We start from the raw sequence: 14,817 nt of genomic DNA, 5'->3' as shown, positions 1-14,817 counted from the left end.
AAGAAATGTATGATTATACGATGCTGGCATTTGATTTAGCTGATAAGCATCGTAATCCGGTATTAGTATTAGCCGATGGATTTTTAGGTCAAATGATGGAACCGGTTGAATTAAAGGAAGCTCAAAATGTTCAACTACCGGAAAAAGATTGGATTACTAATGGCGCAAAGGATCGCGATAAACGAAAAATAGCCAGTTATGCTTTAACCAATGAAGTGGCTGAAGCTAGTTGTTTAAACTGGCAAAAAAAATACCAAGACATTAAAGATACTGAGCAAATGTGGGAAGATTTTCAAGTTGAAGATGCTGAATACTTAATAGTCGGTTATGGTACTTGTGGTCGAATTGCTAAAAGCATTGTGCTTGCAGCACGAGCACAAGGTGTAAAGCTCGGATTGATTAGACCGATAACCTTATGGCCGTTTCCGGAAAAAGCCTTTCAAAATATTATTGCCAAAGGAATTTTGACGTTGGAGTTAAACTCAGGACAAATGATTGAAGATGTAAAACTAGCGGTAAATTGCAATATTCCGGTTCATTTTTACAGTCGACAAGGTGGAATGTTACCAACCCAACAAGCTATTTTTGATAAATTAAATCTAGAATTCAATTTAAACTTAAAGGAGGGGCTATAATGAAAAAAATATTTTCGCGTCCGCAGGGCTTAACAAATATCCCTTTTCATTATTGTCCGGGTTGTACTCATGGGATTGTTCATCGGATTATTGGTGAAGTGTTGGAAGAACTTGATATCTGTGAAGAAACTATTGGTATTGCTCCGGTAGGGTGTGCCGGGTTTTCTTTAGACTTTTTCAATTGTGATTTTGTTGGTGCTGCTCATGGTCGTGCACAAGCTGTTGCTACGGGGGTAAAAAGAGCGTTGCCGGAGAAAATAGTTTTTACTTATCAAGGTGATGGTGATATTGCAGCGATTGGAACTGCACATGCTATTCATGTAGCTGCTCGTGGTGAGAAGATAACCACAATTATGGTTAATAATGCGGTTTTTGGAATGACCGGTGGACAGATGGCACCAACGACTCTGGATGGACAGGTGACGACAACCAGTCCTTATGGTCGTGATACTAACTTAGCTGGTGCGCCGATTGACTTACCGAAAACGATAGCAACGCTAAATGGAGCGGTATATGTTGCGTCAGTATCGGTTGATAGTCCTAAGAATATTAGGTTGGCAAAAAAGGCGATAAAAAAAGCTTTCCAAGTGCAACAGCAAGGGCTTGGTTTTGCATTGGTGAGTGTGCTTTCTACCTGTCCGACAAATTGGGGAATGTCACCGGTTGAAAGCTTAAAGTGGTTACAAGAAAAAATGCTACCTATCTATCAAATGGGTGAATTAAAAGTTTCAGAGGAGGTAGCCAAATTATGATAGATAAAGTAGTATTAGCTGGTTTTGGCGGTCAAGGTGTAATGTTTATTGGCAAGGTATTAGCTTATGCCGGAATGCAAGATGAATATAATGTTTGTTGGATTCCCTCGTATGGACCGGAAATGCGTGGCGGAACCGCTAATTGTTCGGTGATAATTGCTAATGATGAAATTCATTCGCCGGTAATTGAGAGGGCTGATTTTGGGATAACTTTAAATCAACAGTCTTTTGAAAAGTTTGTGACAAAAATAAACGATAATGGTGTAATGGTTGTAAACTCATCAATTGTAGATGTTAATACCGTTAATGTTGATAACGTAGAAATTATCGCTATTCCGGCGGGTGAACTTGCCAATGAGTTATGCCAACCTAAACTGGCCAATATGGTATGCTTAGGAGCTTTGCTTAAAAGATCTAAGCTAATAAATTTAAATAATGTAGAAAAAGCAATGAAAAAACTAGTAGGAAAAAGACCTGAAATATTTGAACTTAATATGAAAGCAATAAAATTAGGGTTAGAATATAAATAAGAAACTCGGCGTTATTAACGCCGAGTTTCTTATTTATATTTACTATGAAAATTTTTTAAATTATTCCATGAGCAATCATTGCATCGGCAACTTTAACGAATCCGGCAATATTTGAGCCCATTACAAGATTTCCAGCGAAACCGTAGTTTTCAGCAGCTTCTTTAGAATTGTTATAAATATCTTCCATAATTTGTTGAAGTTTATTATCAACTTCTGCAAAAGTCCAACTATATCTCATGGAGTTTTGACTCATTTCTAATGCTGATACAGCAACCCCACCGGCATTAGCAGCTTTTGCAGGTGCAAATAGAACTTTATTATTTATAAAGAAATCAATAGCATCTAAAGTTGATGGCATATTTGCGCCTTCACCAACAGCAAGAACCCCATTAGCAACAAGTTTTTTTGCAGATTCTAAGTCAATTTCTCCTTGCGTTGCACAAGGAAGGGCAACATCACAAGGGATAGTCCAAATTCCTGTACAACCTTCAGTATAGGTTGTTCCAGGACGCTTGCTAGCATATACTGAAATTCTAGCGCGTTTTACTTCTTTTAGTTCTTTTACCAAGGCTAAATCAATACCGTTAGGATCGTAGATATAACCATTAGAGTCAGAGCAGGCAACAACTTTAGCACCAAACTCCATTGCTTTTTGCATTGCGTAAATTGCAACATTACCAGAACCAGAAACAACTACTGTTTTTCCTTCAAAGCTTTGGTTAGCATCCGCTAACATATGACGCATAAAATAAAGGAGTCCATAACCAGTCGCTTCTGTTCGTGCTAGACTACCCCAGTAGTCTAATCCTTTGCCGGTTAAAACTCCGGCCTCATAAGCGTTTCTTAAACGTTTGTATTGACCAAATAAGTAGCCGATTTCTCTACCGCCAACGCCAATATCGCCCGCCGGAATATCGGTATCTTGACCAATATGGCGTGACAATTCAGTCATAAAGCTTTGACAAAACGCCATAATTTCGTGATCTGTTTTACCTTTTGGATCAAAGTTGGAACCACCTTTACCGCCTCCGATAGGTAGACCGGTTAAAGCATTTTTGAAAATTTGCTCAAAACCTAAGAATTTAATAATACTTAAATTCACACTAGGGTGGAAGCGTAAACCACCTTTATATGGACCAAGCGTACTATTAAATTGTACGCGGTAGCCTTTATTAACCATAATTTTACCGGCGTCATTGAGCCAAGGAACTCTAAATGAAACAACACGCTCTGGTTCAACTATTCTTTCTAAAATTGAATGCTCTAGATATTGTGGATTTTGCTCAAGTACAGGCACCAATGAGGTTAAAACTTCTTTTACTGTAGCGTGGAATTCAACTTCACCGGGATTATCGTCCATAATTTTTTGAATTAATTGGTTGACATAATTTTTCATGCAGTACAACACCCTCCTTAATAAACTAATGTAGACATTATAACATAAATGCTATTATTAATGATATATGGATAAAATATATATATTTTTTAAAATCAAAAAAAGCTTCTGCCTTTTTATGCATCTTAAGTTAGAACTAAATCTAAGATTAAGAGGTTAACATAATTTTAGCAGAAGCTTTTATTAATATAGTTGTTAGATATCAGTAGCGATTTTACTTTTGTCAATTTCTCCATTTTTCAACATATCAATAACTTGGCCAACATCTTTATCACCACGACCGGATAAATTTACAATAATAATTTTATCTTGTGGTAAAGATTTAGCCAATTTTATTGCATGGGCAATTGCATGAGAACTTTCAATAGCTGGAATGATTCCTTCTAGTTTTGATAACATAAAAAACGCATCTAAAGCTTCATCATCATTAACGCTGACATATTCTCCGCGGCCACTTTCGTGATAAAAGCTATGTTCCGGTCCAACTCCCGGATAGTCTAGGCCGGCAGCAACAGAATGAACCGGTAAAGGTTCTCCTTGTTCATCTTGTAAAGTATAACATTTAAAGCCGTGAATAATGCCGACAGAGCCTTTAGAAATACTAGCAGCATGATCAGGAGTATCAAGTCCTTTACCACCTGGTTCTACCCCAATAATTTTAACAGTTTTATCATCGTAAAATGGATGGAATAAACCAATCGCATTACTGCCCCCACCTACAGCGGCTACTAAATAATCAGGCAGTCTATTTTCTGCTGCTAAAATTTGACGACGCGCTTCTTCACCAATTATGCTTTGAAATTCGCGAACCATTGTAGGATAAGGATGAGGACCTACGGCAGACCCTAATAAATAAAAAGTATCATTATAATTTTCAGCATAATCCATTAATGCTGCATCGACAGCATCTTTAAGGGTTTTAGTACCGCTACTTACCGATACAACCTTAGCTCCTAATAAATTCATGCGAAAAACATTTAACTCTTGGCGTTTTATATCAATTTCACCCATATAAATACTGCACTCTAAACCAAATAAAGCACAAACGGTAGCAGTGGCAACGCCATGTTGTCCAGCTCCGGTTTCGGCAATAATTCTTTTTTTACCCATTTTCTTTGCTAATAGAATTTGTCCTAGTGCGTTATTGATTTTATGAGCGCCGGTATGATTTAAGTCTTCACGTTTTAAATATACTTTTGCACCACCAAGTTCTTTTGTTAAACGATCAGCAAAGTAAAGAGGAGATTGACGACCAACATAGTTGGTAAAATAATAGCCCAATTCTTTTTTGAATTCAGGGTCATTGATATATTTAAAAAAACACTCTTCAACTTCTTTTAAAGGTGCAACTAATTGTTCAGGAACAAAACATCCTCCAAACTGACCAAAATACCCAGTATTATTTTCAACCATGATAATTCCTCCTAAATTTAAATAAAATAAAAACGCCCTCTGCTTAAAGTATAAGCAGAGGGCGATATAAACCGTGGTGCCACCTCAATTAGTCAAAAGACTCTCTCTTTGGATATTATCCTAGTCTGATAACGGCAGACCACCGAGGCACCTACTATAATTCAGATTCCACTCCTGAGACCATTCAATAGACCTTGTCAAATCAGTTTGCACCAACCACTGACTCTCTAAATTGACGTGGTAAATTTACTATCCTCAATCAACGATTTTAGAATATTTAATTAATGATAATGTTACAATAATATAAAAATTAAGTCAAGAAAAATAATATTTTGTAAATATTTATTGTTTTAAGGTTGAATTTATAGTACAGATATAATTTTGTAAAAATTAAATTTATAACTTAAATATAAAAAAGTAGCTTAAAACATATTATATATTAAGAAATAAATATTATCTTCAATAAAATTAACTGTTTATTTTTCATAATTTAATGGTATAATTTTGAATAAGTATTTTTAGTTATAATGTTGAAATAATGATTAATCTTAATCATTATTTGCTAAAATACTGTTGTTAAAACAAAGAAATTGAAAGAACATATTAGAACATCTTAACATAGATGAAGGAGTGATTACCTTGGCAAAAAAAATGAAAACGATGGATGGAAACACTGCCGCAGCTTATATTTCTTATGCGTTTACGGAAGTAGCGGCTATTTACCCAATAACACCGTCTTCACCAATGGCGGAAAGTGTTGATATTTGGGCAGCAAAAGGGAAAAAAAATATATTTGGTCAGCCAGTTAAAATTGTTGAACTGCAATCAGAAGGTGGCGCAGCCGGAACAGTTCATGGGGCATTACAAGCTGGTGCTTTAACAACAACCTATACTGCGTCACAAGGATTGTTATTGATGTTGCCTAATATGTACAAAATTGCCGGTGAATTGTTACCAGGAGTTTTTCATGTTAGTGCTAGAGCTTTGGCGACAAATTCATTAAATATTTTTGGTGATCATCAAGATGTAATGGCAGCAAGGCAAACCGGTTGTGCAATTTTAGCAGAAAGTAGTGTTCAACAGGTAATGGATTTAAGTGCGGTAGCACATTTAGCGGCAATTAAAGGTCGAATTCCGTTTATAAATTGTTTCGATGGTTTTAGAACATCACATGAAATTCAAAAGATAGAAGTCATTGACTATAATGATTTGGCAAGAATGCTTGATTGGGAAGCTGTGGCTAACTTTAGACGCAATGCCTTAAATCCTGATCATCCAGTGGTTAGAGGGACTGCACAAAACCCTGATATTTATTTCCAAGAAAGAGAAGTGTCTAATAAATACTATGATGCTTTGCCGGAAATAGTTGAAGAATACATGCAAGAAGTTAATAAGTTAACGGGCCGTAATTATCAATTGTTTAACTATTATGGTCACAGCGAAGCAGAATCAGTAATTATTGCAATGGGCTCAGTTTGTGAAACTATTGAAGAGAGTGTGGATTACTTAAATTCTCAAGGTGAAAAAGTTGGGGTATTAACAGTTCATTTATATAGACCGTTTTCTATTAAACATTTCTTGAAAAGTTTACCGACTACTGTTAAAAAGATTGCGGTATTAGATCGTACTAAAGAACCGGGAGCCTTGGCAGAGCCTCTATATCTGGATGTAAAGGCAGCTTTTTATGAGGCTGACACTAAACCGGTAATTGTTGGAGGGCGTTATGCTTTAGGCGGTAAAGATGTTGGGCCGCGTCATATTTTAGCGGTATATGAAAATTTAAAAGCAGAAAAGCCACTGAATAACTTTACGATTGGGATTGTGGATGATGTTACGTTTAAGTCATTAGATGATGTTGGCTTTGAAATTGACTTTACACCACCAGGAACAACTGCTTGTAAATTTTGGGGATTAGGTTCAGATGGTACCGTAGGAGCTAATAAAAGTGCAATAAAAATTATCGGTGATAATACTGAAATGTATGCACAAGCCTATTTTGCGTATGATTCCAAAAAATCAGGCGGTATTACAATGTCTCATTTACGCTTTGGTAAAGATAAAATACGTTCACCGTATTTAATACATCAAGCTGATTTTATTTCCTGTTCGCAGCAATCATATGTTGATAAATATGATTTATTGGCGGGCTTAAAACCACAAGGTACATTTTTATTAAATACTTTATGGACACCCCAAGAAGTAGCAGAAAAATTGCCGGTGGCTATGAAAAAATATATTGCTGAAAAGCAAATCAATTTTTATATTGTTAATGCTGTGCAAATTGCCAGAGAACTTGGCTTAGGTGGTCGCTTTAATATGATTATGCAAGCGGCGTTCTTTAAGCTTGCTGATATTATTCCAACTGAAGAAGCGGTTCAATACTTAAAAGAAGCGGTTGTTACTTCTTATGGAAAAAAAGGTCAAGCTGTTATTGACATGAACCAAGGTGCGATTGATAGAGGAATGGAAGCGTTGGTGAAGATTGAAGTTCCAAGTGAATGGAGTGAACTTGAGCTTGTAGAAGCTCATGATGATTCTAAACCTGAGTTTATTGAAAAAATATTGGAACCAATGAATAGGCAAAATGGTGATAGTTTACCAGTAAGCTCTTTTGTAGGAATTGAAGATGGTACTTTCCCAATGGGGACTACGGCTTATGAAAAACGTGGTATTGCTATTAATGTTCCAAAATGGGATGTTGATAAATGTATTCAGTGTAATCAATGTTCATTTGTTTGTCCGCATGCGGTTATTAGACCAACGTTGCTAAATGAAGCTGAAGTTAAAAATGCACCAGAGGGTTTTAAGGCGAAAGCGGCAATCGGCATAAAAGACTATAGTTATCACTTAGCTATCTCACCATTAGACTGTACGGGCTGTGGCAATTGTCGTCAAGTTTGTCCAGCGAAAGAAAAAGCTTTGGAAATGGTTCCACTAGAAGAACAAGAGCATGAATCAGTATATTGGGAATATGTACAAAGCATTATTCCGAAGCAGAATCCAATTAAGAAAAATATGTTAAAAGGTAGTCAATTTGAACAACCATTATTAGAGTTTTCTGGTGCTTGTGCAGGATGTGGTGAAACGCCTTATGCTAAATTAGTTACGCAATTATTTGGCGATAGAATGATGATTGCCAATGCCACAGGTTGCTCTTCGATTTGGGGGGCCAGTGCACCGTCGATTCCATTTACTACTAATCACAAAGGCTATGGACCAGCATGGGCTAATTCTCTGTTTGAAGATAATGCCGAGTTTGGTTTAGGTATGTTACTAGGTGGTAATGCTGTTAGAAACAGATTATTGGAAGATATTAGCGCTGCTATTGAAAGTGATATTTCGCAGAATTTAAAAACTGCTTTAACAGAATGGGTAGAAGCTTTTGATGATAACGAACAAACCAGAGCAAAAAGTGAAAAAGTTATAGAGATTTTGGGACAAGAAAAACGTACGATGACTAATTCTTTATTATTGGATAAAATAGCGGAAAATAAAGATTTCTTAGTGAAGCGCTCACAGTGGATTTTTGGCGGTGATGGTTGGGCTTATGATATCGGTTATGGTGGTTTGGATCATGTCTTGGCAAGTGGTGAAGATGTAAATGTGTTGGTGTTTGATACTGAAGTTTATTCTAATACCGGTGGACAATCATCTAAAGCAACGCCAACGGCAGCTATTGCACAATTTGCAGCAAACGGTAAGAAAACCAAGAAAAAAGATTTAGGGTTAATGACAATGACTTATGGCTATGTTTACGTGGCACAGATTGCAATGGGGGCAGATAAAAATCAAACTTTAAAAGTTATTGCAGAAGCAGAAGCTTATAAAGGACCATCCTTGATTATTGCTTATGCGCCATGTGTAGCACATGGTCTTAAAAATGGGATGGGTACTAGTCAAGAGGAATCAAAACGTGCCGTAGAATCAGGCTATTGGTCCTTATATCATTATAATCCTGATTTTAAAGAACAAGGTAAAAATCCGTTTGTTTTAGATTCCAAAGATCCAATTATGCCGTTAAGAGACTTTTTATTAGGTGAAGTTAGATTTTCGGCATTGCAGCGACAATATCCAGAATTGGCAGAAGATTTGTTTAGCAAAATTGAAAAAGATGCTCAAGAACGGATTGCTCTTTATAAAAAATTAGCACAATAATAAAAAATACCATTGACGCAACTGTTACAACAGTAAAGTTCCATGATATTATTTTGCTATTTAGATTAACAATAAAACTGCACCGGAAAATAGTTGTTGAAGCTATTTTCGGTGCAGTTTTATTAATGATAGTGATTATGATATATTATTAATAAGAAATAATTTAAAGATGAGGTGTAATTTTGAACTTAGGATCTAGACTACAAGGTATTGCCAATTATGTTTTACCCAATAAAGTTTTTGCGGATATTGGTACAGATCATGCTTATTTGCCAATCTATTTAATAAAAAACGGTATTGTGAAAAAAGCTATTGCCGGAGATTATAATCAAGGACCATATGAAGCGGCCCAAAAGGCGGTGCTAAACTATAATTTAGCCGGGAAAATTGAGGTTAGACTTGGTAACGGCTTGACAGTATTAGCAGAAGGTGAAGCTGATATTGTCGCAATTGCTGGAATGGGCGGAACTACGATTGTGGAAATTCTTAGTGCTAAGCTGAATTTAGCACAACAAGTCCAGCGCCTAATCTTACAACCAATGAATAATGCTCAAGGTGTTAGATTGTGGTTAAGCCAAAACTCTTTTAAAATTGTAGCAGAAGACTTAGTGCTAGACGAAGGTAAGTTGTATGAAATTATTGTCGCTGAAAAAGGGATAGAGGCTATTGTCGAAGAAATTTTATATGAGATTGGGCCTAAATTATGGGAGAAAAAACACTCTTTGTTAGAACAGCATTTAAATAAATTGCTGAATAAAGCTAAAAGTATTTACAAAAGTCTTAACCATAGTGAAAAAGCTGATGTTAAAGAAAAAATCAAATTGTATCAAACAAAAATAAAAGCGTTGGAGGAGAAACTACAATGTCTGTCAAATGCCAAGTAGTGATGGAAGCCTTAGATCAATTAGCACCGCGCTCTTTGGCGGAGCACTGGGACAATGTGGGGTTGCTATTAGGAAATCCGGCCCAAGATGTTAACAAGCTACTGGTAGCCTTAGATATTACTAGTGCAGTAGTGGAATTTGCTATTGCCAACAACTTTGATATGATAGTAGCACATCATCCGCTAATTTTTAAGCCATTAAAACATATAAGGACGGATTTACCGCAAGGAAAAATGCTGAGTTCTTTAATAAAAAATGATATTGCAGTATTTTCCTTACATACCAATTTAGATATTGCTAGAGGCGGGATTAATGATCTGTTAGCAGAGAAATTTCAACTGCAAGCTGTTAAGCCGTTAACAATAAGTTCAGTAGAAGATTTGACGAAATTGGCTGTTTTTGTACCGCAGGAACATCTTGAAAAAGTTAGGACTGCAATTTGTAAAGCCGGAGCAGGACAAATTGGTAATTATGCTGAATGCACCTTTGCCGTGGCCGGAACCGGTAGCTTTAAACCGTTAGACGGTACAAACCCTTTTATCGGAAATGTAAATAAGTTAGAGCAAGTAGCGGAATATCGACTAGAAACAATAATGCCTACTAAAATTGTCAATAAAGTTCTTAAAGCACTACTTAAGGCTCATCCATATGAAGAAGTAGCCTATGATTTATATAAATTAGAAAATACTATTAATGAAAATGGCTTAGGGCGAATTGGGGTACTAGAGAAACCGCTGACGATGGAAAAGTTTTTAGAAAAAGTAAAAACTTTATTGAAGCTTCAAAATGTAAGGTTTGTTGGTAAGAGTGATAAAATTATTAAAAAAGTAGCAATTTGTAGCGGCAGTGGTGCTGAATTTATTGTAAAATCAGCTTATCAAGGTGCAGATGTTATTATTACTGGTGATGTTAAATATCATGAAGCTCAGCAAGCGTTGGAGAATGATATTAATATTATTGATGCCGGTCATTTTGGTACGGAATATCATATGGCTGAATTAGTAGCACAGTATTTGACAACAAAGGCTGATAGTGCTAAGTGGCAACTTGAAAAAATTGAGTTTGATAAAATCAGCACAGATATTTTTAAGTTTAGCTAAAAAGCTTGACTATTAAGCCTGATAAAGTTACTATATGTGTAAAACTTAATAAGTTTTGTCAAGGGAGCTCATGTTTTGGGCTGAGAGTGGGCTAAAAGCACCAGACCTAACCTGATCGAGATAATGCTCGCGTAGGCAGTACAAGGGATGAGTGTCTTTAAGCACGCCTTTACCACTATGGGAGGCGTGTTTTTTATTGTTTTGGGGGGATTTTAATGAAGGTTAGAATAAATGGAATTGAACACGAAACTCAAGAAAATGTAATGCTATTAGAATTGTTAGCGGAGTTTAAGTATAGTTTAGCGGGAATTGTTATTGAGTATAATAAAGAGATTATCGCTAGGGATCAGTGGGAGCAAATAAAATTAAAGGCTGAAGATAAATTAGAAATTGTAGCCTTTGTTGGAGGTGGTTGAAATGAAAGATTTATTAACAATTGGTGGAACAAAATTACACAGTAGATTATTTTTAGGTACGGGTAAATTTTCAGCTAATACATTAATGCCACAAACCATAACTGCGGCAGAATCACAAGTTGTAACAGTGGCTTTAAGAAGAGTGAATCCGCAGCAACAAGCTGAAAATATTTTAAATTACATCCCTCCTGAAACAATTTTATTACCAAATACCTCCGGCGCTAGAACTGCGGAAGAAGCGATAAGAATTGCTAGAATGGGCCGAGCAATGGGGTGTGGTAATTGGGTTAAGATAGAGATTATAACTGATAATATTTATTTAATGCCGGATAACTTTGAAACTATAACAGCGACGGAAATTTTAGCAAAAGAAGGTTTTATTGTCTTGCCATATATGAGCCCGGATTTAATGGTAGCAAAAAAGTTAGTAGAGGTGGGTGCAAGTGCGGTAATGCCATTAGGGGCGCCGATTGGTAGTAACAAAGGGTTGCAAACAAAAGAATTAATTAAAATTATGATAGAGGAAATATCTTTGCCCATAATCGTTGATGCAGGGATTGGGAGACCTTCTGAAGCAACTGAAGCTATGGAAATGGGAGCGGCGGCAGTATTAGTAAATACCGCTATTGCAACGGCGACAAATCCGACCCAAATGGCAGAAGCCTTTAAATATGGTGTGATAAGTGGGCGAAAAGCATTTTTAGCAGGGTTAGGACCAGTTGCACAGAGTGCTAAAGCGTCATCGCCGTTAACTGGGTTTTTACACAACTAATATAAGAAGGTGAAGCAATGTCTTTTTTTAGAGAACTAGCGGAATATAAAGATTTTGATTTTTGGCAGTTTTGGGAACAGGTTAAAATATCCGAGGTCAAAACAGTTTTAAGCAAGAAAAAACTAATGAAAAATGATTATTTGATATTACTGGCACCAATCGCCGAAACGGTATTAGAAGAATTAGCCCAAAGAGCAAATGCACTCACCACACAGTATTTTGGTAAGACCGTACAACTTTTTACACCACTATATTTAGCTAATTATTGTGTTAATAATTGTGTTTATTGTGGATTTAAAATTAATAATGAGCTTAAACGACATAAGTTAAACGAAGCAGAGCTAAGAGCAGAGGCGAAAATTATTGCGGCAACAGGTCTTAGCCATATTTTAGTTTTAACGGGCGAGGATAAAAATCAAACGCCGGTAACTTATATTGTAGAAGCTATTAAAATATTAAAAGAATATTTTTCTTCAGTTAGTATTGAAATTTATCCATTGACATTAGCAGAATATGATGCATTGAAAGCTGCAGGGTGTGATGGAATGACTATTTATCAAGAAGTATATAATGAAGCTGTGTATCAAAAAATGCATTTGGCCGGACCTAAAACAAATTACCTGTTTCGCTTGGAAGCACCAGAGCGGGCTTGTCAAGCAAAGCTTAGAAGTGTAAATATTGGGGCATTGTTAGGATTAAACGATTGGCGGATTGAAGCATTTTTTACAGGGATTCATGCATTGTATTTGCAAAAAAAATATCAAGCAGTTGAAATTGCCATTTCTCCACCACGAATTAGACCTCAATTAGGGGGCTTTATCCCCAGTGAATATGTCAATGATAAAAATATAGTACAGTATATCAGCGCGTTTCGGTTACTAATGCCCAACAGTGGCATTACCATTTCATCGAGAGAATCAGCGAATTTTCGTGATAACTTAATACCTTTAGGGATAACGAAGATGTCAGCTGGCGTTAGTACCGCGGTGGGTGGACATAGTAATAGTAGCGAGCCGGGACAATTTGAGATTGCAGATGAACGAAGTGTAGAAGATATTAGTAATGCTTTGTATCAAAAAGGGTATCAACCGATTTATAAGGATTGGTTTAATTTATGAATAATTTTTTACAGCAGGGCTTAACCAAGTATTTAGAGACAACAGAGTTAAGTAAAATAAAAAATACGAAAATCTTAATTGCCGGTGCGGGTGGAGTAGGCTCTAATGCGGCGATGCTGTTAGTGCGGTGTGGTTTTGAAAAAATCACGATAATTGATTATGATGAACTTGAACCAAGCAATCTTAATCGACAATTTTTCTTTAATGAGCAAGTTGGGACTCTTAAAGTTTGTGGGCTAAAAGAAAACCTACTAAAAATAAATCATCAAGCAACAATAACAATAATAAAAGAACGGTTGACGGTTGACAATGTTAATAATTTGATTAAAAATCAAGATATTATCTTGGAAGCATTTGACGATATTATTGCCAAAAAGATTATAGTCGAAGCCTGCCATCTTTTGGCAAAACATATTATTGCTGTTTCTGGGATTGCTGGCATTGGCAATAGTGATAAGATTGTTATTAGGAAAATTAACAATAGATTTTATATGGTGGGAGATTTTGAAAGCGATATTAATTTAGCGTTACCACCGTTAGCACCAAAGGTTATGATTGCGGCGGCAAAGCAGGTTGATATTGTGCTGGAACTGGTAATTGGGAATAAGGAGATAGCAACATGAATAATTTTTTAAATTCAAAAATATATGGCTTAACAGCAGAGTCTTTATCAAGGGGTAAAACTAATCTGCAAGTTGTATCTGAAATGATTGCAGCAGGAATTAAGGTAATACAATATCGGGAAAAAGAAAAAAGCTTCAAAGCAATGTATGAAGAATGTTTAGCAATCAGAAAATTAACGAAGGAAGCTCAGGTTACTTTTATTATTAATGATCGCTTGGATTTAGCGTTAGCGGTTGATGCTGATGGTTTACATATCGGTCAAGAAGATTTGCCGATAACAATTGCGAGGAAGTTATTGGGGAAAGATAAAATTTTAGGGTTGTCGACACATTCACCACAAGAAGCGCACTTAGCAGAAGATAGTAAGATTGTTGATTATATTGGGGTAGGTCCAATTTTTGATACTGCCACCAAAAAGGATGCTGGTAAAGGCTTAGGGTTAGATTTTTTAAATTATGTCAGCAACAATATTAAAATTCCCTTTGTTGCTATTGGTGGCATTAAAGAACATAATGTAGAGTCTGTTGTTAAAAGTGGTGCTAAAATAGTGGCAATAGTATCAGAAATAGTTGGAGCTACCGATATAAACGCCAAGGTTCAGAATATTGAGGCTAAAATGAGGGGCATTTGACTTTAAGGGCAATCAATGATAAATTTATAATATTATTGAGTATGAAAGATGATCGCGAGTGCCAAAGGGCATTTGAGGAAAGTCCGGGCTCCGCAGGGCAGGATGCTGGATAACGTCCAGCGAGGGTGACCTTAGGGAAAGTGCTATAGAAAAGAAGACCGCCCAGTTTTCTGGGTAAGGGTGGAACGGTGCGGTAAGAGCGCACCAGCAGCTAGGTGACTAGCTGGCTTGGTAAACCCCATCTGGAGCAAGACCGAATAGGGAAGGGATGAAGTTGCCCGCTGATCCTTCCGGGTTGCGTCGCTTGAATTATCAGGTAACTGATAATCTAGATAAATGATCATCACCATAATGGTACAGAACTCGGCTTATTGACTACTCAATAAAAAAG

13 protein-coding genes, 1 other RNA gene, 1 riboswitch and 1 other annotated feature are annotated in these 14,817 nt (G+C 36.4%); of the genes, 12 read left to right on the top strand and 2 right to left on the bottom strand.

Annotated features, from left to right (window positions below):
- The 3 genes from KBI38_06460 to KBI38_06450 form a co-directional block, all read left to right on the top strand.
- On the top strand, positions 1–635 hold a 635-nt coding region (locus KBI38_06460), incomplete at its 5' end, for a 3-methyl-2-oxobutanoate dehydrogenase subunit beta (protein ID MBP8629699.1).
- The gene (locus KBI38_06455; GenBank protein MBP8629698.1) at positions 635–1,387 is read left to right on the top strand and encodes a 2-oxoglutarate oxidoreductase; all 753 of its coding nucleotides are present in this window, start codon (positions 635–637) and stop codon (positions 1,385–1,387) included. The genes KBI38_06460 and KBI38_06455, both read left to right, overlap by 1 nt.
- Positions 1,384–1,917: a 2-oxoacid:acceptor oxidoreductase family protein gene (locus tag KBI38_06450; protein MBP8629697.1), complete on the top strand. Its 534-nt coding sequence runs from the start codon at positions 1,384–1,386 to the stop codon at positions 1,915–1,917. Before KBI38_06455 ends, KBI38_06450 begins: the two co-directional genes overlap by 4 nt.
- A 55-nt stretch (positions 1,918–1,972) precedes the next feature.
- Here the strand turns inward: KBI38_06450 and gdhA are convergent, their stop codons facing one another.
- Positions 1,973–3,313, bottom strand: coding sequence for an NADP-specific glutamate dehydrogenase (gdhA, locus tag KBI38_06445; protein MBP8629696.1), 1,341 nt, complete (start codon positions 3,311–3,313; stop codon positions 1,973–1,975).
- A gap of 195 nt (positions 3,314–3,508) precedes the next feature.
- On the bottom strand, positions 3,509–4,726 hold the full coding sequence (gene trpB / locus KBI38_06440) for a tryptophan synthase subunit beta (GenBank protein MBP8629695.1): 1,218 nt from the start codon (positions 4,724–4,726) through the stop codon (positions 3,509–3,511).
- Positions 4,727–4,780: 54 nt separating this feature from the next.
- Positions 4,781–4,998 (bottom strand) — a binding site (T-box leader).
- 379 nt (positions 4,999–5,377) lie between these two features.
- On the opposite strand from trpB, the gene nifJ reads away from it, so the two are divergent.
- From nifJ to rnpB, 9 genes are all read left to right on the top strand, one after another.
- Positions 5,378–8,881 carry a pyruvate:ferredoxin (flavodoxin) oxidoreductase gene (nifJ, locus tag KBI38_06435; GenBank protein ID MBP8629694.1) on the top strand — a complete coding sequence of 1,168 codons (3,504 nt, stop codon included), beginning with the start codon at positions 5,378–5,380 and terminating at the stop codon, positions 8,879–8,881.
- Between the two features lie 182 nt (positions 8,882–9,063).
- Entirely contained in the window at positions 9,064–9,765 is a 702-nt protein-coding gene (locus KBI38_06430; protein MBP8629693.1) for an SAM-dependent methyltransferase, read from the top strand.
- Positions 9,744–10,865, top strand: coding sequence for a Nif3-like dinuclear metal center hexameric protein (locus KBI38_06425; protein ID MBP8629692.1), 1,122 nt, complete (start codon positions 9,744–9,746; stop codon positions 10,863–10,865). Before KBI38_06430 ends, KBI38_06425 begins: the two co-directional genes overlap by 22 nt.
- Before the next feature lie 50 nt (positions 10,866–10,915).
- Positions 10,916–11,021: riboswitch (TPP riboswitch) on the top strand.
- 59 nt (positions 11,022–11,080) lie between these two features.
- A complete protein-coding gene (gene thiS / locus KBI38_06420; GenBank protein ID MBP8629691.1) occupies positions 11,081–11,281 on the top strand; it encodes a sulfur carrier protein ThiS in 201 nt (66 codons plus the stop codon).
- Between the two features lies 1 nt (position 11,282).
- Positions 11,283–12,053: a thiazole synthase gene (locus KBI38_06415; GenBank protein MBP8629690.1), complete on the top strand. Its 771-nt coding sequence runs from the start codon at positions 11,283–11,285 to the stop codon at positions 12,051–12,053.
- 17 nt (positions 12,054–12,070) lie between these two features.
- Entirely contained in the window at positions 12,071–13,171 is a 1,101-nt protein-coding gene (gene thiH, locus KBI38_06410) for a 2-iminoacetate synthase ThiH (GenBank protein ID MBP8629689.1), read from the top strand.
- Positions 13,168–13,794: a sulfur carrier protein ThiS adenylyltransferase ThiF gene (gene thiF / locus KBI38_06405; protein ID MBP8629688.1), complete on the top strand. Its 627-nt coding sequence runs from the start codon at positions 13,168–13,170 to the stop codon at positions 13,792–13,794. Before thiH ends, thiF begins: the two co-directional genes overlap by 4 nt.
- Positions 13,791–14,426, top strand: coding sequence for a thiamine phosphate synthase (thiE, locus tag KBI38_06400; GenBank protein MBP8629687.1), 636 nt, complete (start codon positions 13,791–13,793; stop codon positions 14,424–14,426). The genes thiF and thiE overlap by 4 nt, the downstream gene beginning before the upstream one ends.
- A gap of 36 nt (positions 14,427–14,462) precedes the next feature.
- Positions 14,463–14,812: RNase P RNA component class A (gene rnpB / locus KBI38_06395), an RNA gene on the top strand.
- The last annotated feature ends 5 nt before the right edge of the window (positions 14,813–14,817 follow it).

Source organism: Negativicutes bacterium, assembly GCA_018052945.1.
Classification (GTDB): Bacteria; Bacillota; Negativicutes; order JAGPMH01; family JAGPMH01; genus JAGPMH01.
Note: the sequence above shows the minus strand (reverse complement) of the source record. Positions and strands in the feature narration are given on the sequence as shown.